The organism is Aurantimonas sp. Leaf443 (assembly GCF_001425575.1).
In the GTDB taxonomy this organism is placed as follows: Bacteria; Pseudomonadota; Alphaproteobacteria; order Rhizobiales; family Rhizobiaceae; genus Leaf443.
In genome coordinates this window covers 652,278-672,954 of record NZ_LMRD01000007.1, presented here as the reverse complement: position 1 = coordinate 672,954, position 20,677 = coordinate 652,278, and the positions used below count along the sequence as shown (strand labels likewise).

Here is a 20,677-nt window from a genome sequence, read left to right as displayed (position 1 = left end):
CCCGCCCCTCTTGAGGCCGCTCGGGCCTCCCGCGTCAAGCACCAAGGCGGGGCGCCCGTTGCCGGACCGCCTTCTTTCGAGGAGGCCCTGCGACGGCGATCTGAGCCGGACGCGCAACGCTGCGGTCCCGACCTGAGAGAGGTCGCCCGGGCCGGGATTTCGAAGCCGCTGTCTGCCGGCCCATCCTCGTCGGCCCGAAAAGGCTTGATCGCCCGCCGTCGAGAGCCCATGCCCTGCGCCTGCCCGTTTCGTGGCGCAAGGGAAGGAACGAGGCCATGGAGGCTGGGCCGTATAGCCGGGTCGTCGAGACGCCCGGCCTGTCCATCGCCTGCCGCGATGCCGGCGGGCCGCCGGGGGCGCTGCCGCTTCTGCTCCTGCACGGCGCGGTGCAGACGGCGCGCATCTGGGACGGGCAGTTCGAGGCGCTGGCCCGGCACCGGCGCGTCGTCGCGCCCGATCTTCGCGGCCATGGGGAGACGGCGGCGGACCCCGCGACGATCTCGGTGGAGCGCATGGCGCGCGACGGGCTGGCGCTGCTCGACGCGCTCTCCATCGAGCGGGCGGCGGTCTGCGGCGTCTCGCTCGGCGGCATGGTGGCGCTGGAAATGGCTGCGCTGGCGCCGCGGCGGGTGGAGGCGCTCATCGTCGCCAACACGCCGCTGGCGCTCTCCCTGAGCCCGCGCCTGCGCGCCGCGCTGGAAGCGCTCGGGCCGCAAAGGGTGCTGAAACCCGCCTTCGCGCTGCTCGGCCGCAGGCGCACCGGCGCGCTCGGCCTCGCCGCCGCGCGCCACCTCTTCGGCAAGGGCTGGGTCGGCCCCGAGACCGAACGCCATTTCGTCGCCGGCTTCGGTTCGATGGACGAGGCGGCGATCCTCTCCACCTATGCCGCGATCGTGGCGGCCGATCCGGCGCGGCTCCTCCCGCTCGCCGCCCCTTGCGTCATCGTGCTCGGCACGCACGAGACCGGCCTCGTGCGGCGCCACGCCGCGCTCATCGCCGAGCGGCTCGGCCACGCCCGGATCGTGACGCTGGAGGGCGGCCACGTGACGAGCCTCGACAGCCCCGACGCCTTCATCGCGGTGGTGGAGGCGTTTCTGGCGAGCGAGGAGGCTCATCCCTCGCCGCAGATCTGACGCTCGGGCCATTGCCGGGCGACACACAATCCGCCGCCGGGCGAGGCGGACAGGACGCAGGCCCCGCGTCTTCCGCGATCCCGAAGGCGGCGGGGACGCTTCGGGACACGCTGCGGGTCCGAGACCGCGCCGACGGGTGCGCCGACGCGGCCCGACCGATCCCCAGATCGCCGATGCCTGCCGGCTGCGGCGCTCGCGCGGTCCCGGCCGGCTTGGCCCATGGCGGCGTTCCGCCTGCGCCCTTCCAGCTTTGCCGGCTTACCGGAAAGCGCGGCCCCATTCGTCCAGAATGGGATAGCGCCGCTCGATCTGCGTCGCCCAGGAGAACACAGCGAAGGCGTCCGGATGGTCGGGATCGAGGCCGTAGTCGATCTGGGCGATCTGCATCGGCGACATCTTCAGGACATAGGCCAGCAGGTGGAACTGCTCGCCCCAGGCCTCGGCGTCTCCGTTCGTGTCGAGATCGGGCCGGGGCCGCGGTTCCGGGTCCTGCATGCGCCTGTCTCCCCTCCGGCGAGGCCCGGACGTTCCAGGCCGGCACGGTCCATCCCGGACGGATGACGGCCGTTCGATCTCAGCCGGCTTCGCCGGCCAGCACGCGCAGCGCCTCGGCGGCGTCGATGCGCCCGTCGTAGAGGGCCCGGCCGGAAATGGCGCCTTCGAGGCGCGCGGCGTCCGGCATGGTCAGGCGCACGACATCGGCGATGGAGGCAAGGCCGCCGGAGGCGATGACGGGGATCGACACCGCGTCGGCGAGGTCGATCGTGGCGTCCCAGTTGATGCCGGCGAGAATGCCGTCGCGGTCGATATCGGTGTAGATGATGGCGGAAACGCCCGCATCCTCGAAGCGGCGCGCGAGATCGACGGCGGTCAGCGCCGCGGTCTCCGCCCAACCCTCCACCGCCACCTTGCCGCCCTTGGCGTCGATGCCGACGGCCACGCGCCCGGGAAAGGCGCGCGCCGCCTCGCGCACGAGGGCGGGATCGCGCACCGCCACGGTGCCCAGGATGACGCGCGACAGGCCCGTGGCGAGCCAGCGCTCGATATCGGCCATGGTGCGGATGCCGCCGCCGAGCTGCACCTTCATCTCGGTGCCGACCGCGGACAGGATCGCCTCCACCGCGCCCCCGTTCACGGCCCGGCCCTCGAAGGCGCCGTTGAGATCGACGACGTGGAGATGGTCGAACCCGTCGGCGCGGAAGGCGCGGGCCTGCGCGGCCGGGTCCTCGTTGTAGAGCGTCGCCTCCTCCATGAGGCCGAGCTTCAGGCGCACGCAGGCGCCGTCCTTGAGGTCGATGGCGGGGAAGAGAATGGGCATGGAAGAGGTCAGCTCAGGAGAGAAGCGCCGTGGCGATGGCGCGGAAGACGTCGGAACCGCCGATGGCCGCCGCCAGGGACGGCGACGAGAAGCGTCCAGAGGGCGGTGGAGACGATGCCACTCCAGACGGCGAACCGGAAACCCGACTTCGCCTCGATGCTGCGTTGGATGGACTGCGCCTGTCGCAGAACCTCGTTGCTGAGGGCGTCGCGCTGGATCGCGGGCGTCGCGGCCTCGACATAGACGTTGCCATAGTCGCTCAGGAGGTCGAACGCCCTTTGGCGAAGCGTCTCGCGCAGGCCGGGTGTCAGGTAGCTCGAGGTGACGGCCGAGATTTCCTCGCGCGTCGGAGCGCGGTCGGCGTTCTTGCGCTTGTAGTCCACGATCCAGTCGCGCTTCTGGCGCTTGTAGAGCGCGTAGGCGACGAGACCTGCGATGTCGAGATCCGGGCCGCTCTCGTCGACGAAGGCCTCCAGGACGCGGTTGTAGTCCGCCCCGGCCGACGAACCCGGACTGTCGATCATCGACCGTATTTTTCCAGATATCGTTTCGAGGCGTTCTGCAGCGCCCTTTCGTGAACGCTGCGATCGACCTGGCGCAAGATCGTGCCGTCCGGAAGCCGAATGTCGGTGAAGACGCCTTGACCGGCCTTCGCGGTGCGCAGCGAATAGACGACCTTCGGCTTGGTCTCCTTGGAGTCCTTGACGCTGTTCGTCATGAGAGCGTTCCTTCGAGCGACGCGGCCCGGCCCAAGATAGCATCTTCGCGTGGCCCCGCCACGGGCCTCACGGCTTCCAGGCCAGGAAATTGGCGAGGAGGGCGAGGCCGAGGCGCTGGCTCTTCTCGGGGTGGAACTGCGTGCCGGCGACGTTGTCGCGCGCGACGATCGCGGTGACCGGGCCGCCATAGTCGGTGGTGGCGACCACATCCTCGGGGCGGAAGGGCACGAGGTGGTAGGAATGCACGAAATAGGCGTGCAGCCCGCGCTCGCCCGTCTCGATGCCGGCCAGGAGCGCGTGCGGCTGTTTCACGTGGATCGTGTTCCAGCCGATCTGTGGGATCTTCAGGGCCGGATCGTTCGGCACCATGATCTCGACATCGCCGCCGATCCAGTCGAGCCCCTGGCTCACGGTCTTTTCCAGCCCCCGCGTCGACAGGAGTTGCATGCCGACGCAGATGCCGAGGAAGGGCCGGCCCTTCTCCTCCACGGCCTCGCGCAGCGCCGCCTCCAGGCCCGGCACGGCCGAGAGGCCGGCGCGGCAGTCGGCATAGGCGCCGACGCCCGGCAGGACGAGCCGGTCGGCGGCGGCGATCTCGGCCGGGTCGCTCGTCACGAGGACGCGCGTCGGCGATCCGCCCTCGCGCGCGGCGCGCTCGCAGGCCTTGGCGGCCGAGCGCAGGTTGCCCGAGCCGTAGTCGATGATGGCGAGCGTCTGCATCAGCGATCCCGCATGGCGTCAAAGAAGCGGTTGCCGCCGGGGGCGCGCGCGATCGCGGCGGGAGCGCGCCAGGGCAGGAGCCGGCGGGGCGGAGCGGCGGCGGCGGCGAGCGGGTCCGCGCCGGCATAGTAGCGGATCTCGGCCTCGGCCCGGCTCTCGGCCTGGATCGCGGCCGTCTCGCGCCAGCCCTCGCGGGCGAGCTTGGCGGCGCGAAGGCGCGGACCTTCCAGGGCGACGAGGAGACCGAGCAGGACCGGCAGGACGGCGCCGGGCAGAGCGAGCTGCGGCACGCCGGCCTCCATCGCCATGAAGGCGAGCGAGAGGACGAGCGCGCCGGCGCCCGCGAGCCAGAGCCGGTAGCGCCAGAGCCAAAGGAAGGTGAAGAGGAAGGCGAAGACGGAGAAGCGGTCGCGCAGGAACAGCGCCTCTGCGCTGCGCTCCTCCTCCACGCCCGGCGGCTCCATCACGATGTAGCGGGTCAGCGCCATGGGGCCCTCACGCGAGCGTGCCCTTGGTGGAGGGCACGAGATCGGCCTGGCGCGGATCGATGGCCACGGCCTCGCCGAACACCCGCGCCACCGCCTTGAAGCAGGTCTCCGCGATATGGTGGCAGTTCTGCCCGTAGAGATTGTGCACATGCAGCGTCACCCCGGCGTTCTGCGCCAGCGCCTGGAAGAATTCCTGCACGAGCTCGGTGTCGAACGTGCCGATCTTGGGCCGGGAGAACTCGGCCTTGAAGACGAGGAAGGGCCGGCCCGAGACGTCGATCGCCGCGCGCGTCAGGCACTCGTCCATGGCCAGATCGAGCGAGGCGTAGCGGCGGATGCCGCGCCGCTCGCCCAGCGCCTTGCGGATGGCGAGGCCGATGGCGATGCCCGTGTCCTCCACCGTGTGGTGGTCGTCGACATGGCGGTCGCCGCGCGTCTCGATCTCCATGTCGATCAGCGAATGGCGCGAGAGCTGGTCGAGCATGTGGTCGAAGAAGCCGACGCCGGTGTCGATCGTGGAGCGGCCGGTGCCGTCGAGATCGACGCGCACGCGCACCTGCGTTTCCTTGGTCACGCGCTCCACGCGCCCGTCGCGCCGTCCGGCCGTCTCGCCCATCGTCATGCCCTCGCCTCGCCTTGGCCGCTCCCTTACCATCCCATCGGCCCCCGCGCGAGGCCATGGCGCCTCGCTTGGCAGCGTCGCCCCGGCGCACCACATGGGGCCCGAACGCAAGACGCGCAGAGCGCCGGGCCGGCGCGACGAGGACGAACGGCAATGATGGAACGACACGACCCCGCGCAGATGTATTCGACGACGATCGTCACCGTGCGCAAGGGCGGCAAGGTGGTGGTGGCCGGCGACGGGCAGGTCTCGCTCGGCAACACGGTGATGAAGGGCAATGCGCGCAAGGTGCGGCGCATCGGCAAGTCGAGCCAGGTCCTGGCGGGTTTCGCGGGCGCCACGGCCGACGCCTTCACGCTCCTGGAGCGGCTGGAGGCCAAGCTCGAGCAGTATCCCGACCAGCTGACGCGCGCCTGCGTGGAACTCGCCAAGGACTGGCGCACCGACCGCTACCTGCGCCGCCTGGAGGCGATGATGATCGTCGCCGACGCGAAGGTGACGCTGACGCTGACGGGCAATGGCGACGTGCTGGAGCCCGAGGGCGGCGTGATGGCGATCGGTTCGGGCGGCAACTACGCGCTCGCCGCCGCCAAGGCGCTCGCCGATACCGATTTCGGCGCCGAGGAGATCGCCCGGCGGGCGATGAGGATCGCCGGCGAGATCTGCATCTACACCAATGGCAACGTCGTCCTGGAAAGCCTCGACGCGGCGGAATGAGGAACCGGCCCGCCGGTCCGCCCGCGCTCTCCGGCGGGCCCCGCCCTCACTCGAAGATCGGCACGTGCGGGGCCGCGTCGCGCGGCAGGAGGCCGGTGAGGCGCGGATCGTCGGCGATCTCGATCGTCTGGCCGCGCGGAGCGAAGCCGGAGCGGCGGTAGAACTCCATCGCCTTCGGGTGGTCGAGCGTGTTGGTGTGCAGGAAGAGCCGTTCGATCGGCCGCGAGAAGGCCGCCGCGATCGCCCGGTTCATCAGACGCCGCGCCTGCCCCGTGCCAACGAGCCGCGCCGAGACGCCGAAATAGACGAGCTCAGCCGCCGCTCCCATGCGGAAGTCGAGCTCGGCCATGCCCTCCGCCACCCCGTCCACGGTGAGGACGTGAAGCTCCAGCGCCGGATCGTCCAGGAGCGCCTGCAGGCGCTCGCGCGACAGGACGAGCCGCCCGTACCACAGATGCGGCGCGCCGATGCGGCGATAGAGGTCGAGATAGGCATCCACGTCTGCGCGCGTCACGACCTCGATCGTGCCGCCGAGCCCCGGTGCCTGCGCCCGCGGGGCGGGCGCCCGGCCCATGTCGAGAAACGTCGCCACCGCCGCGATCTTGCCGCGCGGCACCGCCGTCATCGGGCTCGGCTCGTTCGTCTCGGTCATCCTCAAGGCCCCTTCGCGCGATCGTCGCTCCTTGGCGCGCGGGGGCGGGAGAGGTCAAGCGCCTCCGCTTGCGATCGCCGCCCGGGCCCCCGCCGCGAAAGCCGCCGTCCCGGCGGAACGGCGCTTCCGCGCCCGGCGTTACGCCTTCGGTGCGCACCCGTTTTCCCCCGAGGAGGTTCCCATGACCGCAGGCCAGGACAGCCCGAAGCCCGCCCCCGCCGGCAAAGTCCCGGATGCCGGGACGAGCCCGATGGAGGCGCAGAACAACCACATGGCGCATCAGAGCGTGCCCGGCCCGAAGGACGGCGTGATCACCGGCGCCGAACCGTCCGAACTCGGCCGTCACGTGGAGAAGGACAGCGCCCGCCGCGACTGAAGCACGCCGCGCGAGCGCCCGCGATGTTTCACGTGAGTCAGTCGCGGGCCGTCAGGCGGCGGCCCGCGCGGTCTCGGCGTCGAGCCGGGCGAGCGCCTGGCGAAGCGCGGCGACGACCGTGCCGTCGACGGCCGTGCCCGTCTCCGCGTCGAGGATGGCGAGCGCCTTGGAGAGCGGCATGGCGGCCCTGTAGGGGCGGTCGGCCGTCAGCGCGTCGAAAATATCGGCGACGGTGACGATGCGCGTGTCGAGATCGATCTCGACCGCCTTCAGCCCGCGCGGATAGCCCGTGCCGTCGAGCCGCTCGTGATGAGAGCCGCCGATGCGGGCGAGTTCTGCGAAGGGCGTGATGCGCGCCAGGATCGCCTCCGAGAGAGCCGAGTGGCCGCGCATGGAGACCCATTCCGCCTCGTCGAGCTTGCCGTTCTTGTCGAGGATGGAGTTCGACACGCCGAGCTTGCCGATATCGTGCAGGAGCGCGGCGCGCTTCAGGCGGCGGCGGCGCTCCACGTCGTAGCCCATGACCTCGGCGATCATGTCGGTGAAGAGCGCGACGCGCTGCGAATGGCCGCTGGTGAAGGGGCTCTTGGAATCGACGACGCCGGCGAAGGCCTCCGCGATGTCGTCGAGATAGTCCTCGTCGACGGTGGCCGCGAGACGCGCGGGCTCGAGATCGAGCACGTGCTCGGCGATGCGCGGATCCTCGAGTCCCGCCCAGAAGGCCTCGTCGCCGGCAAGCGTCTCGAAGAGCGCGACGAGATGGGGATCGAACCAGGTGCCGGCGCGCCGGGCGACCTCCGCGACCGCCGCCTGCCGCCCGCCGATGCGGTGGAAGACATCGGCGATCTGCGCCAGGAGCGCCACCCGCGCATAGAGGGGGATCGCCGTGCCGCCGAGCCCCGCCGGTCGGCCGAGCCCGTTCCAGTGCTCGTCGAGGCTGGAGATGCCGAGCGCCACGCGCTCGGAGAAGCGCAGCGTGCGGGCGATGGCCGCGCCCCGCTGGCAGCGCGTCTCGATCATCTCCTGCGCGATCTCGCCGCCGTTGCGCACGATGTGGACGAGGGCCCGGAAACGCTCGGAAAGCCCGGCCTTCAGCCCCGTCTGCTGCAGGATGAAGCGCAGGACGCGCGCCAGCCCGTCGTCGAGCTCCTTGAAGTCGCGCTTGAAGGCGAGATCGTCGGCCAGATACAGTTCGCAGATGCGCGCCGCGTTGGACGAGCAGCCGAGGTCCTTCAGGAGCAGCGTGTAGTAGAGCTCGCAGGTCTCCGCCTCGCCGAGGCCGAGATGGCGGGCGAGATGGATGCCGATATAGGCGCAGCGGATGCAGTGGCCCGGCGGCTGGCCCTCCGTCATGTCCAGCGCCTGCGAGAGGGCGCCGAGCACTTCGGCAAGGCGCATCGTCTGCGAGGGGGCGCGCCCCCGATCCTCCGGCATGTCCGCGATCCCGCTCGTCTCCGTCATGGCCGGACCATGGCAGGAACGGGTAAAGGAGCGCTCAAACGCGCGCCGCGAAATGTCGCGATGCTCAGGCGTTCGCCGTCCCCGGCGGCGTGACGACCCGCAGCGTGAGGCTCACGCGGCCGCCGTTCTTCAGGAGGGCGGAGGTCATGGGATAGACCCGGTCGATGCCGTGATGGGCGAGCCGGCCTTCGCCGCCGAGCACCACGACGTCGCCCGATCTCAGCCGGATCGAGGTGGTGCGGCCGCCGCGCGCGGTCTCGCCGACGCGGAAGAGCGCGTCGTCGCCGAGCGAGACGGAGAGGACGGGGGCCGACAGGTCGGCCTCGTCGCGGTCCTGGTGGAGGCCCATCTTGGCGCCCTCCTCGTAGAAGTTCACGAGGCAGGCCTCGGGCGCGCGCTCGCAGGCGGAAAGCTCGCGCCAGAGCGACAGGAGGATCTCCGGGATCGCCGGCCAGGGCGCGCCGGTCCCGGGATGCAGCGGCTGGTAGCGGTAGCCGGCGCGGTCCGAGACCCAGCCGAGCGCGCCGCAATTGGTCATGCGCACGGAAAAGGGCTTTCCCGTGCGCGGCATCTGCGGCCGGTAGAGCGGGGCTTGCGCCACCACCGCGCGCACCGCCTCCAGAAGCGCGAGCTGCGCCTCGCGCGAGAGCGCGCCCGGCACGTGGCGCACGCCGCGCGGCAGGACGGTCACCGCGCCCAGGGGATGCTCACGAGAGATAGCCGAGCTGGGCGGCCAGCGCGACGGCGTGGGTGCGGTTGGAGGCGTCCATCTTGCGCGTCGCCGCCGACAGATATTGGGAGACCGTATATTCGGAAAGGCCGAGGATGATGCCGATCTCGGCGGAGGTCTTGCCGAGCATGGCGAGCTTCAGGCAGTCGCGCTCGCGGCCCGAGAGCGGGTTGCGCCGGCGGTTCTCCTCGAAGCGGCAGGCGGCCAGCATGCCGAAGAAGGCGAAGGCGAAGAGCTGCAGCTCGCGCACCGTGGCCTCGCCCGGCGGGGCGTGCGGGCCCGCGAAGGAGAGCGCGCCCGACAGGGCGCTCATCCCGTGCACGGGCAGGATGACGCCGGAGAGATAGCGCGCCTCGGCCACGAAGCGGGCGGCGGGGGACGGATCGGCCTCGTCCGTGCCGAACAGCGTCTCGGCGTCCCAGACGAAGGGCATGGGGTCGGTGCGCAAGGGGCCGAGCACCAGCTTGAAGCGGTGGAGGCCGGCCTGCTCGTAGCCCTTGGCGAAGGCGGGCGGCCAGTTGCCCATCACGAGGCGCGTGGCGAGCGCGTTGTCGTCGGTGGAGGGCAGCGTCAGCACGGCGGCATGGGTGAAGCCGCAGGCCGCGCCCGCCTCGCACAGGGCGCCCTTCAGCGCCTCCTCGCACCAGGGCTGGGGAAGGGCGGCCAGACGGGCGAGCGCCCCCGTCATGCCCGGCCGGCCGGCGCCGCAGCCGCCCGCGGCAGGCCCGGCGCGCGGCGCAATGCGGGCGCGGGGCGGGAGGCGGTCTGGCTCGGGTTCGGTTGCGCCATGGGCTGGGGGCCCTCTGGTTCGGGTCGCGGGAAGCGCGGCGGTTCGGGAGGCGAACCGGCGAATCGGCTGGGCCCGATCGTAGCTCAAAACGCCGCCCTGCAAAGCACGAAGGGCGGCCAAAATGGTGGAGAAGCCCGCCCGCGCCGGGCGTTGCGGCCACAAGACGCTGGCCGGTTTGCGAAAATTTCCCGCCTTGCCCTCTTCGCTTTTTCGGCATCGCCCGCGCCCTCCGGCGGCGGGGTCTTGTTCAAGGCCCGCCCAAGGACCAGATCATCGGGCGATCGCCCCTTCTCTCCCACCCGGCGCCTCCGAAGGGCCCGGGCTCCCGAGGCCGGCGACGGGTCCGCCCCTGCGGCGGCCCGCCCCGGCCCTCACATGACGGACCGACATGACCGACTTCTCCCCCCGCGAGATCGTTTCCGAGCTCGATCGCCACATCATCGGCCAGAACGACGCCAAGCGCGCCGTCGCCATCGCGCTGCGCAACCGCTGGCGCCGGCTGAAGCTGGACGGGAGCCTTCGCGAGGAGGTGAGCCCGAAGAACATCCTGATGATCGGACCGACGGGCGTCGGCAAGACGGAGATCTCCCGCCGCCTCGCACGATTGGCGGGCGCGCCCTTCATCAAGGTGGAGGCGACGAAGTTCACCGAGGTCGGCTATGTCGGGCGCGACGTGGAGCAGATCATCCGCGACCTCGTGGAGGTCGGCATCGGCCTCGTGCGCGACAGGAAGCGCGACGAGGTGAAGGCGAAGGCCCACCAGGGCGCCGAGAACCGCGTTCTGGAAGCGCTCGTCGGCAAGACGGCCTCGCCCGCGACGCGCGAGAGCTTCCGCAAGCGCTTGCGCGACGGCGAGCTCGACGAGAAGGAGATCGACATCGAGGTCTCCGACACCGGCAGTCCGCTCGGCGGGCTCGACATTCCCGGCATGCCCGGCGCCAATGTGGGCGTCCTCAACCTGTCGGAGATGTTCGGCAAGGCGATGAACCGCACGAAGCAGCGCCGCACCACGGTGAAGGACAGCTACGCCCTCCTCATCGCCGAGGAGTCCGACAAGCTGATCGACCAGGAGCAGATCGTGCGCGAGGCGGTCTCGACGGTGGAGAACAACGGCATCGTCTTCATCGACGAGATCGACAAGGTGGCGAACAAGGACGGCGGCATGGGCGCGGGCGTCTCCCGCGAGGGCGTGCAGCGCGACCTCCTGCCGCTGGTGGAGGGCACGACGGTCGCCACCAAGCACGGGCCGGTGAAGACCGACCACATCCTCTTCATCGCGTCGGGCGCCTTCCACGTCTCCAAGCCCTCCGACCTCCTGCCCGAACTGCAGGGCCGCCTGCCCATCCGCGTCGAGCTGAAGGCGCTGACCCGCGACGACTTCCGCCGCATCCTCACGGAGACCGAGGCCTCGCTCATCAAGCAATATGTGGCGCTGCTGCGCACCGAGGACGTGACGCTCGAGATCACCCCCGACGCGATCGACGCCATCGCCGACGTCGCCGTCTCCCTCAACGGCTCCATCGAGAATATCGGCGCCCGCCGCCTGCAGACGGTGATGGAGCGCATCCTCGACGACATCTCCTTCGAGGCCCCCGACAAGGGCGGCCAGACGTATACGGTGGACGCGGCTTACGTGCAGAAGGCGATCGGGGGCATCGCGGGGGATGTGGATCTGTCGCGGTTTATTTTGTGAGGGGGGGCGGTTTGATAACGATCTGATCGAGGCTCCATCTTCCGATACACAGAAGGAAATGCACGAGTTTGCCTACACCGCTTCAGGGATCGCTCGGCCAACTGCGTGTGTTTGTAAAATGGGATTGTTTTTCGAAGTGCAACTGCCTATCAATTGTGAGATCCAACCGCTAGTTGAGAAGCGCAATATTTATGGGTATAGGCGAACTAGTCTGCGGCAAACCCGACGCCGAATGGTCTGCATCAGACACTTTCATTCACTATACAAGCTTGTTGAATAGGTTTCACGAAAAGCTAAAGGAATATCGAGCCGATCTAGCAAAGCCTGAAGCGGCTATGTTTGCAGCGTTTTGTGCTCGCGTGATATTGGAGAACTCGGCAACCATTCTTTCGGGCCGTCTTGATCCATTTCGAATGATGGCTATTCGAAGTTTTCAGTCTCAGAGAGACTTCGATCATGGAAAACAGTTGAAAGCAGGCTATAAATGGACCCCAGATGTTGTCCCTATGGAGAACGAGACGAATATTTGGAAAAAGGACGTAGAAGGTAGTAAGTTGAGTAGGGCGTTATTTTCTCCTTACTTCGAGGAATTATTCTGGCGGCCGGCATTTACAAATGCCGTCGACTACGTGGATGACAATGGCTTCGTTAGAAGCGAGCTAATGCAGACGATGGAACCAGATCAATTCATTGGTCGCATGAAATCGGAATTATCACGTCTGTATTCAGTGCTCTCGAAAGGAGTCCACTGGGACTATCTCGCACCAGAGGCTATACTTGATCCAGATACGTTGCTGGTGGCGCTTGATGACAGTCAGTCTTATGTTGCGCTGTTAGCATTTACGTCACACTTCATACCGACATCATATGGTCGAATCGCAAAGTCACAAGCGTATCAATTATATAGCGAGATTTAGAAAATGACTGATGTCGGACTAGATGAAAATTTTGATGCCGGGCTGATACTTGCGGCCGAGGAATGGCCACTCGACGCCTTTGACGCCCATCATAGTTTTTCGAACTATGATGAAAGCATAATTAGGAAACTCTCAGCGCATGGGCCCGTCCTAATTCGCGGCGGTCGTGGAAGCGGAAAAAGCGCTCTACTCATTGCTGCTCATAAGCGTATGACAGAGAAGAAAAACGTCTTTTCCGTTTATCTTAGCTTGCGGTATCTACCACTACTGCAAACCGATGGTGAGGAGTATATCAAGCATTTTTGTGAAATACTATCAAACAAGATCCAATCTGATTTAAAAATCAATAACTCAAGCATTGATTTTGTGAGAGCAGAGAGTTTAACAGAACTGCAGCGCGGACTTGCAGACCTATCGGCAGCGGTAGGTCAAAGAATAATACTTCTGTTCGATGATGCGGCTCACATTGGTCGCGAGAAGCCGCTTGAAGTATTCTTTGATCTTTTTAGGACACTGTCCAGCAATACGATTTCTTGCAAAGCCTCCATCTATCCCGGCGTTACTAAATTTGGAATTCGTTTCGACATATTCAATGATGCCACGGTAATTGACGTTGCTCGACTTGAGACGAGTGAAGTCGAAAACCATTTTGTTGACGTTCTTAGGAGGAGGTATCCGAGTTTAGCCCATAAGGACATATACTCTGATCGACTTACCCTTGAAATGTTTAGCGGGATACTTGCTCGGGCTTTAGTCGGCAATATGCGCGCGTACATTCTTGCATGCAACCGATTCGTGGATAAAGAGAAGATATCTATTCCTGATCTAAACGCTTGCTTACTCAATATGGCGACTGACTACTACTGGCCGTTAATGGAGGAGGTCGCTCCAAAACTTGGACAGTATGAGCCGTTTATAGACACTGCGACTGATATCTTCACACAACTTATCGACGTGGCATCGAAAAGCAACCCCAGCCGGCAAAGTCCCTCTGAAAGAGTTTTGGTTCACCGCGCAATGGTAACAAAATTTGCAAAACCTTTTGAGATACTTGAGTATCTTGGTTTCATAGGTAAGAGAGATGCTTCACGGGCTCTGAAGTCCGGCGGCCGAGGCCCTGTTTATGCTGTAAATCTGTGTAGTTTACTGGAGCAGGTTCAGGGTAAGCGGATGACGTTAGAGATGATGAATGACTGGCGATCGGCCCGGACTGATGCTACTGAAATACATGTGAACTCCGATGTTTTCGGCAATATCGCGCTCCCCAGTCTTCCTTCGGTGGACACTCTAGGTATACTAGAGAAGCCTCTCAAATGGATTGAGAAAGGAAACATGTATCCCTATGGGCTCACGCCAGGAAAGATTAGCCTGTTTGTAGCAGCAGGATATGAGACCATTGGCGAGTTAGTTGGGGCAGACGATGCGAAGCTCATAGCTATTGATGGCATTGGCGACAAAACAGTAAAGAAGGCTCGTGACCTTGCCTATCAGGCTGTTTGGATGTAATGGTTCTGCAAATACCCGTTATGTAGTGAAAATTTTCGGGCCTTCGTACTGATTTTAACTCCCCTCAAGCCGCCACCGCCTCCCCCACGCCAATCCCGAACGGCACGACCCTGACCGCGCCCCGTCGGTCCGCGATCGCGACCGACTGCGGGGGCACCGCGCTCCATTCGCTGGCGTTGTCGCCGCAGGGTTCGGAGGCGACGATGAGGCCCTGGCCGCGTTTGCGCAGGTACAGGGAGGGCGGCTGGCGGTCGCTCGACCAGCGGAAGGCGTAGAGGCGCTCGCCGTCGGTGTGGACGGCGGCGAAGCGCAAGGTGGCGGCCGGGGCGATGCGGGCGATGGCGGAGAGCGCGCCGGCATAGGCGGCGACGGGGTTGCGGTCGGCGCCCGCGGCCATGGCGGCGAGGAAGATGGCCTCCGAATCGCTCGTGCCCTTGCGGTGGCGGTAGAACGGATCGGCGATCAGCCCGTCCACTTCGCGGCGCAGCGTCTCGTAGCCCTCGATCTGGCCGTTGTGCATGAAGAGGTGCCGCCCCAGCGTGAACGGGTGGCAGTTGGCGGTGGAAACCTCGCCGGAGGTCGCCGCGCGCACATGGGCGAGGAAGAGGCCGGAGCGGATCTGGCGGCAGAGCGAGGCGAGGTTGGCGTCCGACCAGGCGGGCAGGATGCCGCGATAGAGGCCGGGCTCGGGCCGCTCGCCGTACCAGCCCGTGCCGCAGCCGTCGCCGTTGACGATCGTGCGCGCCTCGCGCGCGGCGAGCGACTGGGCGACGAGCGAGCCCTTCGGCTCGATCAGCACGGCGTCGAGGAAGACGGGCGGGCCGGCATAGGCGACGAGGCGGCACATGCTTGGTTTCGTTCTTCGCAAGGTTCGAGGGCGTGTCGGGGCGGTGGAGGCAAGTCTCGGGCCGCGAGCCTGACCGGGGCTTGCGCGGAGCGGGATGGCGCGCAGGAAGCGCGCCGCCTGTTGCCCTTCGCCCACGCCGGGGAGAGGCGCCCAGCCGGCAGGGCGCGGTGCGCGCGATCTTGCGGCGGGCGCGAAGATGGGTCATCGCTCCGCCCGGCCCCGCCCGGCGGGGTCATCGCGCGGCCGGCGCGGGGGGCGAGACCGCCTCGCCCGGCCTGTCAGGCAGGGCGGCGTGCCGCCGTCAGGGAGAGTTTCGATGAGCGACATCTGGTTCCGCACCGGGGAGGCGACGGTGCTCGCCGCAGACGGCCAGTTCACCGACGCCATGCCCGAGGTGCTGATCGGCTCCGTGCGCGGCCCCGTCGGCCAGGCCTTCGCCTCCATGATGGGCCAGGTGCAGGGCCACACGCGCATGTTCGTGGTGCGCGACATCAACCAGATGGTCCGTCCGGCCACGATGATGACGACCAAGGCGACGATCGAGAGCCTCGCCTATGTCGAGCTTCTGGGCGGCGTCGTGCAGGGCGCGACGGGCGACGCCATCGTCGACTGCCTCATCGAGGGCATCCTGCCGAAGGATCAGGCGGACGAGATCTGCATGATCGTCATGATCTGGCTCGACCCGCGCTGCGCGACGCACGAGACCCTGGACCTGAAGGACCTCTACCGCACCAATTACGAGGCGACGAAGCTCGCCATCTCGCGCGCCATGACCGGCGAGCCGAGCGTCGAAACGCTCATCGCCAACCGGACATCGGTGCGGCACTACGCGCTGGAAGGCGTGCTCGACGGGGAATGACGCGGCGCAGAGGCCGCCACCTTCTCCCCCCAAGCGCCCCTATCGGCGCCGGCGGGCCTTGATCGCCGCCTGCGCCCGCTCGCTGGCGGCCTCGAGTTCGGCGAGGAGGTGGACGACGTCCTCGCGCGAGAGCGTGGCGATGGTCTCCGAGAGGCGGTTGGCGAGCGCCGTCGCCTCCGGCCCGAGGCCCGCTGTGCCGACGCTCACCTTGGGGTGGGAGAGTTCGGCGAGCCGCTGCAGCTCCTCCGCCTCGTCCCAGATGACGTTGAGATAGCCGATGATGCGCTGCAGGAGCTGCCAGGTCGGGCGCCCGCGCCGCCCGTGCTCGAGGGCGGAGAGATAGGCGCTGGAAACGCCGATGGCGGCGGCCATCTCGCGCTGCGTCACGCCCTTCTGGCGCCGGAGCGCGCGCACCTTCTCGCCGAAGGGCGTCACGGCCGGCGCCTCAGCCGCACGTAGAGCGCGCCGTCGCCGCCGTGATGGCGCTCGGCCGGCTCGAAGCCGGAGACGTAGCGGCGGAATTCGGGCGTCTCGAACCAGTGCGGCACGACCCGGCGCAGCACGCCGCGCGCTCCGAACAGCGCTCCCCCGCCCCCGCCCCGCCCGGTGATGACGAGGACATGCCGCAGGCCTTGCGCATGGGCGCGCGACAGGAAGCCGAGCAGCGCGTAATGGGCGACGCCTTGCGTCATCTCGTGAAGGTCGATCCGCGCCTCGATGGGCAGGCGGCCCTTGGAGAGCTTGCGCCGCACCGGCTTCTCGATCGGGTGGAGGCCGAGCGGGCGCGGCCCGGGCGCGGGCGCGGCCGGCAAGGGCGCGGCGGGCGTGCCCGAGAGCGCCTTCTCGAAGGCGGGGCCGAGCAGCGCCTCGTCCTCCTTCTCCTGCGGCGGCACCGCCTTGCCCGGCAGCGGGCGCACCGAGCGGGCGACGCCCGCCCAGAGCCGGGCGTCCTCCTGCGAGAGCCGGCCGCGCTTCACCGCGACAGGCGCGCGGCGAGCGGCGCCGGCGCGAGGAGATGGAAGGCCGCGCGGTGGCGCACCGCGCCGGCGAGCGCGCCCGCCTCGGAGCCGGAGCCGACGAAGAGATCGGCCCGCGCGGGGCCGAGGATCGCCGAGCCCGTGTCCTGCGCGATGCAGAGGCGCCGGAAGGGGCGCTCCTCCACGAGAAGCCCCGGCGCCGAGACGAAGAGCGGCACGCCGTAGCTGTGCAGGAGCCGGTCGACGGCGATGGAGGCGAGCGGCGTCAGCGAGACCTTGGCCGCGCCGACGGGCCCGAGGCTCTCGTCGGGCACCTCGAACCGGGAGAAGAAGATGAAGGAGCGGTTGCGGTCCAGCACCTCGCGCAGGCGCTCGGGATGGGCGGCGAGCCAGCGGCGGATGCCCGCCATGTCCGCCTCCGCCAGCGTCAGCGCGCCGGTCTGGACGAGATGGCGGCCGATGGCGGTGAAGGGATGGCCGGTCTTGGCCGCATAGCCGACGCGCATCGTGCGCCCGTCGGTCAGGCGCAGCCGCGCCGAACCCTGGACATGGACGAAGAAGGCCTCGACCGGGTCCTCCAGCCAGGCGATCTCGAGGCTGCGCCCCTTCAGGAGCCCCGCCTCGATGGACGCGCGGTCGGGGTACTCCTCCAGGAGCCCGCAGGGCTTGCGGCGGGCGAAGCGGAACTCCGGGTCGAAGCCCGGCGGCCGGTTGACGTCGTCGACCTTCACCAGATCCTCGGGCGGCGCGTAGAGCGGCACGCGGAAGCGCGCCGTCTCCACCGGCGAGGCCTCCGCCACCGGCTCGTAATAGCCCGTCAGAAAGCCGGGCTCGGACCCTGTCGCCTCGGGCGGTCGGATCTCCAGGAGCTCGAACTCGGTCTCGAAGAAGGCGCGGGGGTCGGAGGCGCCGGCGAGCGCGCGCCGCGCCGCGCCGTGATAGGTGCTCCCCTCGATGCCGAGCGCGCCCGTCGGCAGGGCGCCGGACAGAAGCCGCGCGGCGCTCGCCCGGAACGCGGAAAAGGCCGGCGCGGGATCGAAATCGCGCCAGCCTTCGAGGGCGGAGAACGGCAGGGGGCGGAACGTCGTCATCGCCGGGCCCTCGGAAGCGTCAGGCCTCGTCTTCGGACTCGGTGCCGACGAGCTTCCAGTTCGGGTCGCGCGAGCGCGTGTCGCGGGCGAAGGTCCACACGTCCTTGACCTCGACGACGGTCTCGGGATCGCCGTCCACCACCTCGCCGCTCGGCTTCACGACGGCGGAGATCAGCTGGGAGACGATGCGCACGGTGACGAAGGCCTCGCGGTCCTTCAGCTCGGCCGCCACGAGGCTGGCGTCGTCGATGCCGACGAAGGAGGACTGCATGCGCTCGCCGCGCCCCTCGCGTTCGGCGATGGCGCCCTCGAAGCCCTGGAACACGTCGGCCGAGAGAAGGCCCTTGAGAAGCTTGCGGTCGCCGTCGGCGAAGGCGGTGACGATCATCTCGTAGGCGACCTTGACGCCGTCGAGGAAGCCGGCGGGGTCGAAATCGGGATCGGCCTCGCGGATGCGGCGCAGCTCGGCGTTGAGCGGCGTGCCGGGGGCGGCGACCTTGTCGATCGCCTCGAAGCCGGTGGGCGCGGCCATCGGCCCCTCGCCCGCGCGGCGCTGCGGCAGGGTGATGACGTTGCCGCCGTCATTGGCCCCGGCCGGCGGCTCCACGCGCTCGGGGCGCGAATAGGGATCGAAGGGCGGCCGCTCGTTGCCGGTCCGGCGCCCGAGCACGTTGCGCAACTGGAACAGGACGATCGCCGCCAGCACGATGAAAAAGATCGTCCCCAAACCCATGTCGCGCCGTCGTCTCCCCTGTGTCGCGTCCGTGTCGCGGATCTATGTCGCGTCCGTGTCGCGGACCTCTCCGCCCCTTCGATATAGAGAGCGTGGGCCCAGCATTCAATTTCCCTCGTCGGCTTCCTATGTTCGGAGCAACCGGCGCCAACTGAGGCCCCGCGGCCGAGACGCCCCGAAGGCGACGGCCGGGGGGCGCGGCGCTTCCGCCCCTTTGCGGGGGCCAGCCCCACGGAGCCTTGCCGAGCCGATGCCGCTCATCCTCATCCCGATCCTCCTCCTCGCCATGCCGCTCGTCGAGATCGGGGGCTTCATCCTCGTCGGCGACTGGCTCGGCCTGTGGCCGACGCTCCTCCTCGTCGTCCTCTCGGCGATCCTGGGCGCGGCCCTCCTGCGCCGGCAGGGCATCGCGACGCTGCGCCGCATGCAGGGCGAGATGCGCGCCGGCCGCGTGCCGGGGCGCGAGGCCTTCGACGCGGTTCTGATCGGCATCGCCGGCATGCTTCTCCTGGTGCCGGGCTTCGTCAGCGACATCTTCGGCCTCCTCCTCTTCGTGCCGGCCGTGCGCCGCATGATCGGCACCGCGCTCGCCCGCCGCGTCGTGGTGGCCGGCTCGGCGACGATGGCCCGCCGCCCCGGGGCGCCCCATCCGTCCGGCCCGGCCGTGATCGACCTCACGGCCGCAGAGATCGGCCGCGGTCGCGACCCGAACTCGCCCTGGACCCGCGACGGCACGGACGACGAGACCGGACCGCGCACGCTGCACTGACCGGGCGCCCGTCCGACCGGCCCTGCGCGAGGGCCCCGTGCGGGCGGATCCGCAGATCGCGCCGGCGCCTTGTCTCTCCCCGCCCCAGATGCTAGCGCTCGCGCCCGAAAGCGCCCCGGCGGACGGGTTCGGCGGGCGCCATGCCGCCGGCCGGACGGCCGGGACGGCCCGCCCGAGGGGCGCAGCGACAAGGGAGCGATCATGTCCGAGGTCAACAACCAGGCGAACGGCGCGGGCGCCGGGGCTCCGGCCGCCGCCGTCAACGTCCTCACCCAGTATATCCGCGACCTCTCCTTCGAGAGCCCGCACGCGCCGGGCGTGCTGCGCAGCCAGCAGCGTTCGCCCTCGATCAATATCGGCGTGAACGTCTCGGCCAATCCGCTCGGCGGCCCGCAGGCGAGCGAGGGCGAGTTCGACGTGCGCCTGACGCTGAACGCCAAGGCCGGCGAGGGCACCGAGCTCCTGTTCAATGTCGAGCTCGAATATGGCGGCGTGTTCCGCCTCACGGGCATCCCGCAGGAGCATATGCTCCCGGTTCTCTTCATCGAGTGCCCGCGCCTGCTCTTCCCCTTCGCCCGCCAGGTCATCGCGGACATCACGCGCAACGGCGGCTTCCCGCCGCTGATGATCGACCCGATCGACTTCGCCGTCCTGTTCCAGCAGCGCATGGCCGAGGAGCGCGCGCGCGCGCAGGTCCAGACCACCAACGCCTGAGGCGCCTTTCGCCGATCTCCGGAAGGCCCCGTGCGGCGACGCGCGGGGCCTTTTCCGTGTCTCAGGAGGCCTTCTGCGCCGCCTCGTCCGCAGGCTCCAGGAGCTTCATCCAGGCCGGCGAGGAGCCGAGCGTCGCCACGAAGGCGCGGTGGCGCGCCGCCTCCTCCGGCGTCAGCCGGGATGCGAGCGGGGCAAGGCGCTGGGGCACGGCGATGCGCTCGTTCGCCCCGCCCGGCTCGCGCCCGTCCACCACCACGAGCCCGAGGGCCGACTGCCGGCCGCCCAGGAGTTCCAGATAGACGTCGGCCAGGAGCTCGCTGTCGAGCAGCGCCCCGTGCTTGGTGCGCTTGGACGTGTCGATCGAGAAGCGCGAGCACAAGGCGTCCAGCGTGGCGTTGGCCATCGGGAACTTGCGCCGCGCCATGGCCAGCGTGTCGACGATGCGATCGGCCTCGATCGGCGGGCGCTCCAGCCGAGCGAGCTCGGCATTGAGGAAGCGCAGGTCGAAGGTCGCGTTGTGGGCGACGAGCCTGGCGCCCCCGAAAAAGGCCTCGAACTCCTCGACGATCTCGCCGAAGGTCGGCTTGTCGGAGAGCATGTCGTCGGAAATGCCGTGGACGCGGAACGCGTCGGGATCGACGCGGCGCCCGACCGGGCGGACGTAGCGGTGGAAGACCTTGCCGGTGGGCACGTGGTTCCACAGTTCCAGCCCGCCGATCTCGATCACCCGGTCGGCCTCGAAGTCGAGCCCGGTGGTTTCCGTATCGAAGACGATCTCGCGCATGGAAGGGCCTTTGTCGGTCTGGCGCCTCCCTTGTCCTCCCTCGCCGGGCCGCGGGCAAGCG

General features: G+C 68.5%; 26 protein-coding genes. 9 read left to right on the top strand and 17 right to left on the bottom strand.

The genetic code is table 11. The annotated features are described in order from the left end of the window. The first annotated feature begins 275 nt into the window (after positions 1-275). Complete coding sequence (locus ASG48_RS11315) at positions 276-1,133, top strand: alpha/beta fold hydrolase (protein ID WP_055849518.1); 858 nt, start codon at positions 276-278, stop codon at positions 1,131-1,133. A 258-nt stretch (positions 1,134-1,391) separates the two neighbouring features. Here ASG48_RS11315 and ASG48_RS11310 read toward each other — a convergent pair whose 3' ends face one another. From ASG48_RS11310 to hisB, 7 genes are all read right to left on the bottom strand, one after another. Continuing rightward, the gene (locus ASG48_RS11310; RefSeq protein ID WP_055849516.1) at positions 1,392-1,628 is read right to left on the bottom strand and encodes a hypothetical protein; all 237 of its coding nucleotides are present in this window, start codon (positions 1,626-1,628) and stop codon (positions 1,392-1,394) included. A 79-nt stretch (positions 1,629-1,707) separates the two neighbouring features. After that, complete coding sequence (hisA, locus tag ASG48_RS11305; RefSeq protein WP_055849513.1) at positions 1,708-2,451, bottom strand: 1-(5-phosphoribosyl)-5-[(5-phosphoribosylamino)methylideneamino]imidazole-4-carboxamide isomerase; 744 nt, start codon at positions 2,449-2,451, stop codon at positions 1,708-1,710. Positions 2,452-2,459: 8 nt separating this feature from the next. Beyond that, positions 2,460-2,975, bottom strand: coding sequence for a hypothetical protein (locus tag ASG48_RS11300; protein ID WP_055849510.1), 516 nt, complete (start codon positions 2,973-2,975; stop codon positions 2,460-2,462). Then, positions 2,972-3,169: a hypothetical protein gene (locus tag ASG48_RS11295; protein WP_055849507.1), complete on the bottom strand. Its 198-nt coding sequence runs from the start codon at positions 3,167-3,169 to the stop codon at positions 2,972-2,974. The genes ASG48_RS11300 and ASG48_RS11295 overlap by 4 nt, the downstream gene beginning before the upstream one ends. A gap of 67 nt (positions 3,170-3,236) precedes the next feature. Then, the gene (gene hisH, locus ASG48_RS11290) at positions 3,237-3,890 is read right to left on the bottom strand and encodes an imidazole glycerol phosphate synthase subunit HisH (protein ID WP_055849505.1); all 654 of its coding nucleotides are present in this window, start codon (positions 3,888-3,890) and stop codon (positions 3,237-3,239) included. Beyond that, complete coding sequence (locus ASG48_RS11285) at positions 3,890-4,378, bottom strand: DUF2628 domain-containing protein (protein WP_055849501.1); 489 nt, start codon at positions 4,376-4,378, stop codon at positions 3,890-3,892. The genes hisH and ASG48_RS11285 overlap by 1 nt, the downstream gene beginning before the upstream one ends. Before the next feature lie 7 nt (positions 4,379-4,385). Continuing rightward, positions 4,386-4,994, bottom strand: coding sequence for an imidazoleglycerol-phosphate dehydratase HisB (hisB, locus tag ASG48_RS11280; RefSeq protein ID WP_055849777.1), 609 nt, complete (start codon positions 4,992-4,994; stop codon positions 4,386-4,388). A 162-nt stretch (positions 4,995-5,156) separates the two neighbouring features. Here hisB and hslV point away from each other — a divergent pair, with 162 nt between their 5' ends. Then, positions 5,157-5,717, top strand: a complete 561-nt coding sequence (gene hslV, locus ASG48_RS11275) for an ATP-dependent protease subunit HslV (protein ID WP_082529423.1) — start codon at positions 5,157-5,159, stop codon at positions 5,715-5,717. 46 nt (positions 5,718-5,763) lie between these two features. On the opposite strand, the gene ASG48_RS11270 is transcribed toward hslV, so the two are convergent. Then, entirely contained in the window at positions 5,764-6,369 is a 606-nt protein-coding gene (locus ASG48_RS11270) for a GNAT family N-acetyltransferase (protein WP_244486875.1), read from the bottom strand. 181 nt (positions 6,370-6,550) lie between these two features. Between ASG48_RS11270 and ASG48_RS18320 the strand changes: the two genes are divergently transcribed. Then, positions 6,551-6,745 (top strand): hypothetical protein, encoded by a 195-nt coding sequence (locus ASG48_RS18320; protein WP_156381560.1) that lies wholly within the window; start codon positions 6,551-6,553, stop codon positions 6,743-6,745. Between the two features lie 51 nt (positions 6,746-6,796). Here the strand turns inward: ASG48_RS18320 and ASG48_RS11265 are convergent, their stop codons facing one another. The 3 genes from ASG48_RS11265 to ASG48_RS11255 all read right to left on the bottom strand — a co-directional run bounded on the left by ASG48_RS11265 (position 6,797) and on the right by ASG48_RS11255 (position 9,624). Continuing rightward, a complete protein-coding gene (locus ASG48_RS11265) occupies positions 6,797-8,179 on the bottom strand; it encodes an HD domain-containing phosphohydrolase (protein WP_055849773.1) in 1,383 nt (460 codons plus the stop codon). 91 nt (positions 8,180-8,270) lie between these two features. After that, complete coding sequence (locus ASG48_RS11260) at positions 8,271-8,897, bottom strand: alpha-ketoglutarate-dependent dioxygenase AlkB (RefSeq protein WP_055849493.1); 627 nt, start codon at positions 8,895-8,897, stop codon at positions 8,271-8,273. Between the two features lie 16 nt (positions 8,898-8,913). Beyond that, positions 8,914-9,624, bottom strand: coding sequence for a LuxR family transcriptional regulator (locus ASG48_RS11255; protein ID WP_055849490.1), 711 nt, complete (start codon positions 9,622-9,624; stop codon positions 8,914-8,916). A 490-nt stretch (positions 9,625-10,114) separates the two neighbouring features. Here ASG48_RS11255 and hslU point away from each other — a divergent pair, with 490 nt between their 5' ends. From hslU to ASG48_RS18310, 3 genes are all read left to right on the top strand, one after another. Next, the gene (hslU, locus tag ASG48_RS11250; RefSeq protein WP_055849487.1) at positions 10,115-11,419 is read left to right on the top strand and encodes an ATP-dependent protease ATPase subunit HslU; all 1,305 of its coding nucleotides are present in this window, start codon (positions 10,115-10,117) and stop codon (positions 11,417-11,419) included. Between the two features lie 191 nt (positions 11,420-11,610). Continuing rightward, positions 11,611-12,336 carry a hypothetical protein gene (locus tag ASG48_RS18315; protein ID WP_156381559.1) on the top strand — a complete coding sequence of 242 codons (726 nt, stop codon included), beginning with the start codon at positions 11,611-11,613 and terminating at the stop codon, positions 12,334-12,336. A 3-nt stretch (positions 12,337-12,339) separates the two neighbouring features. Continuing rightward, positions 12,340-13,842: an ATP-binding protein gene (locus tag ASG48_RS18310; protein WP_156381558.1), complete on the top strand. Its 1,503-nt coding sequence runs from the start codon at positions 12,340-12,342 to the stop codon at positions 13,840-13,842. A gap of 64 nt (positions 13,843-13,906) precedes the next feature. Here ASG48_RS18310 and ASG48_RS11245 read toward each other — a convergent pair whose 3' ends face one another. Then, positions 13,907-14,689, bottom strand: coding sequence for a class II glutamine amidotransferase (locus tag ASG48_RS11245; protein ID WP_055849485.1), 783 nt, complete (start codon positions 14,687-14,689; stop codon positions 13,907-13,909). Between the two features lie 316 nt (positions 14,690-15,005). Here ASG48_RS11245 and ASG48_RS11240 point away from each other — a divergent pair, with 316 nt between their 5' ends. Beyond that, the gene (locus ASG48_RS11240; protein WP_055849482.1) at positions 15,006-15,548 is read left to right on the top strand and encodes a formaldehyde-activating enzyme; all 543 of its coding nucleotides are present in this window, start codon (positions 15,006-15,008) and stop codon (positions 15,546-15,548) included. Between the two features lie 39 nt (positions 15,549-15,587). On the opposite strand, the gene ASG48_RS11235 is transcribed toward ASG48_RS11240, so the two are convergent. The 4 genes from ASG48_RS11235 to ASG48_RS11220 are packed head-to-tail and all read right to left on the bottom strand — an operon-like array spanning position 15,588 to position 18,349. Continuing rightward, complete coding sequence (locus tag ASG48_RS11235) at positions 15,588-15,983, bottom strand: helix-turn-helix domain-containing protein (RefSeq protein ID WP_055849479.1); 396 nt, start codon at positions 15,981-15,983, stop codon at positions 15,588-15,590. Next, on the bottom strand, positions 15,980-16,525 hold the full coding sequence (locus tag ASG48_RS11230; RefSeq protein WP_055849475.1) for a Smr/MutS family protein: 546 nt from the start codon (positions 16,523-16,525) through the stop codon (positions 15,980-15,982). The genes ASG48_RS11235 and ASG48_RS11230 overlap by 4 nt, the downstream gene beginning before the upstream one ends. Then, the gene (locus ASG48_RS11225; protein WP_055849466.1) at positions 16,522-17,616 is read right to left on the bottom strand and encodes an MltA domain-containing protein; all 1,095 of its coding nucleotides are present in this window, start codon (positions 17,614-17,616) and stop codon (positions 16,522-16,524) included. The genes ASG48_RS11230 and ASG48_RS11225 overlap by 4 nt, the downstream gene beginning before the upstream one ends. Before the next feature lie 19 nt (positions 17,617-17,635). After that, the gene (locus tag ASG48_RS11220; protein WP_055849464.1) at positions 17,636-18,349 is read right to left on the bottom strand and encodes a Tim44/TimA family putative adaptor protein; all 714 of its coding nucleotides are present in this window, start codon (positions 18,347-18,349) and stop codon (positions 17,636-17,638) included. Positions 18,350-18,599: 250 nt separating this feature from the next. Between ASG48_RS11220 and ASG48_RS11215 the strand changes: the two genes are divergently transcribed. Next, positions 18,600-19,118 (top strand): FxsA family protein, encoded by a 519-nt coding sequence (locus ASG48_RS11215; protein ID WP_055849461.1) that lies wholly within the window; start codon positions 18,600-18,602, stop codon positions 19,116-19,118. Between the two features lie 201 nt (positions 19,119-19,319). Beyond that, a complete protein-coding gene (gene secB / locus ASG48_RS11210) occupies positions 19,320-19,832 on the top strand; it encodes a protein-export chaperone SecB (RefSeq protein ID WP_055849458.1) in 513 nt (170 codons plus the stop codon). Positions 19,833-19,893: 61 nt separating this feature from the next. Here secB and dnaQ read toward each other — a convergent pair whose 3' ends face one another. After that, entirely contained in the window at positions 19,894-20,616 is a 723-nt protein-coding gene (dnaQ, locus tag ASG48_RS11205; protein ID WP_055849454.1) for a DNA polymerase III subunit epsilon, read from the bottom strand. Between the last annotated feature and the right edge of the window lie 61 nt (positions 20,617-20,677).